The organism is Hyphomonas sp. (assembly GCF_040882205.1).
Taxonomy (GTDB): domain Bacteria; phylum Pseudomonadota; class Alphaproteobacteria; order Caulobacterales; family Hyphomonadaceae; genus Hyphomonas.
This window is the reverse complement of sequence record NZ_JBBEBT010000312.1, coordinates 1-2031: the sequence shown is the minus strand read 5'-3', so window position 1 is coordinate 2031 and position 2031 is coordinate 1. Positions and strand designations below refer to the sequence as shown.

The 2031-nt window shown below is 62.7% G+C and carries 3 protein-coding genes; all 3 read left to right on the top strand.

Translation table 11 applies throughout. From position 1 onward, the window contains the following. The coding region (locus tag WEA77_RS13345) for a DUF885 family protein (protein WP_368068375.1) at positions 1-762 on the top strand (762 nt) is incomplete at its 5' end. 15 nt (positions 763-777) lie between these two features. After that, complete coding sequence (locus tag WEA77_RS13340) at positions 778-1008, top strand: hypothetical protein (protein WP_368068374.1); 231 nt, start codon at positions 778-780, stop codon at positions 1006-1008. A 51-nt stretch (positions 1009-1059) separates the two neighbouring features. After that, a partial coding sequence (locus tag WEA77_RS13335) for an ABC transporter transmembrane domain-containing protein (RefSeq protein WP_368068373.1) occupies positions 1060-2031 on the top strand: 972 nt, incomplete at its 3' end.

Below are 2031 nucleotides of genomic sequence, written 5' to 3'. Positions count from 1 at the left end.
CTGATGGATAAGGCAAAAGAGATCACGGACCGGATCGACCTGATCCTGCCACTCTGGTTCAACCAGCTGCCCAAGCTCGGCTACACGGTCGACCCCGTCCCCATCTCGATTGCGCCCGGCTATACGACGGGCCGGTATTCACAGGGAGACCCCGCCGAAGGCCGCAAGGGCAGTTATCTGGTCAACACCTACGCCCTTGAGCAGCGTCCACTTTACGAACTACCGGCGCTTTCGGCGCACGAAGCGGTGCCCGGCCACCACCTGCAGATCGCCCTCGCGCAGGAAATGTCCGGTCAGCCGCGCTTCCGGAAGGAATATTACGCCACTGCCTTTGGCGAAGGATGGGGCCTCTATGCCGAACGCATCGCCGGGGAAGCCGGCATCTACGAGACGCCCTACGAACGCTTCGGGGCGCTATCCTATGAAATGTGGCGGGCCTGCCGCCTCGTCGCCGATACCGGCCTGCACTGGTACGGCTGGACACGCGAAGAGGCCGAGGCCTGCTTCATCGACAATTCCGCGCTCTCGCCGCTCAACATCAAGACCGAAGTCACCCGCTATATCGGCTGGCCGGGGCAGGCGACTGCTTACAAGATTGGCGAACTCAAGATCCGCGCCTTGCGCGCGCAGGCCGAAGCGGGCCTTGGCGACCGGTTCGACATCCGTGAATTCCACGACGCTGTCCTCAGCCAGGGCGCCGTCCCGCTCGACGTGTTGGACGCGCAGGTGAAAGCCTGGATCGCGTCGGTCCCAAATCCCTGAACCTGCGAGGCTCCCATGAGAACGTCTCTCACTGCACTGGCGTTGAGTATGCTTTGCGCCTGCGCCGCGCCTGCAAATGGAAGTGCGCCCGAATCTGCGTCCGGCCCGGCGCCCGCGCCGGAACGCGCCGCTTTGGCCGACGATGCCAACGCCTTCGTCGATGCCGGCGAATTGCAGGCCTTCAATATAGCGATGGAAGAAGCCTTCGAAACGCGGCTTGCGATGGAAGTAGACATGGCGCGCTGATCGCGTTCGCATCTTGTTCTTTGGCGCCCCCTGCGCCACATGTGCGCCGTCATGCTCCGCTTTTTTGAACGCCGTATCGATCCGTTTCCGGAATCCCGCGCCGGAATGCCGCCGAAGGGCTTTCGCGCCTTCGTCTGGCATTACATCCGGGACGCAGCCCCATGGCTGATTGCCATGTCCTGCTTCACCGCGCTTATTGCCATTGGTGAGGTCGCCCTCTTCGGCTTCCTCGGCGGCATCGTGGACTGGCTGTCGACCGCTGAGCGCGAAGGCTTCCTCGAACGGGAAGGGGGCCGCCTTGCGCTGATGGCCGGTCTGCTGCTGATCGGCCTGCCGCTGGCCATGCTGGCGCAGGCGCTGATCGTCTATCAGGGCCTGATGGGCAATGTGCCGATGAGCGCGCGCTGGCGGATGCACCGCCAGATGCTCGGCCAGTCGATGGGCTTCTTCGGCAACGAATTCGCCGGCCGCGTCGCCACCAAGGTCATGCAGACGGCGCTTTCGGTGCGCGAAGTGGTGATGAAGATCCTCGACGTCTTCGTCTTTGTACTCGTCTATTTTGTCTCAGCGCTGGCGCTGATCGGGTCGGCTGACTGGCGCCTTGCCGCGCCACTCGTTCTGTGGCTCGCTGTCTATGCTGGCCTCCTCTGGTATTTTGTGCCGCGCCTCGGCAAGATTGCCGAGAAACAGGCCGACGCCCGCTCGATCATGACCGGTCGCATCGTTGATTCGTACACGAACATCCAGACCGTGAAACTCTTCGCCCATTCCGGCCGCGAGGAGGCCTATGCGAAGGAGTCTATGTCCGGCTTCCTCGATACCGTGCATGGCCAGATGCGTCTCGTTACCGGTTTCAACGTCATCGTCTATCTCAATAATTCGCTGCTGGTCTTCCTGATCGCCGCCTCGGGCATCCTGCTGTGGACCGGCAACATCGTCGGGGCCGGCGCGGTAGCTGTTGCGGTCGGTCTTGCTCTGCGCATGAAGGCCATGTCGCAATGGATCATGTGGGAAGTCGCCGGG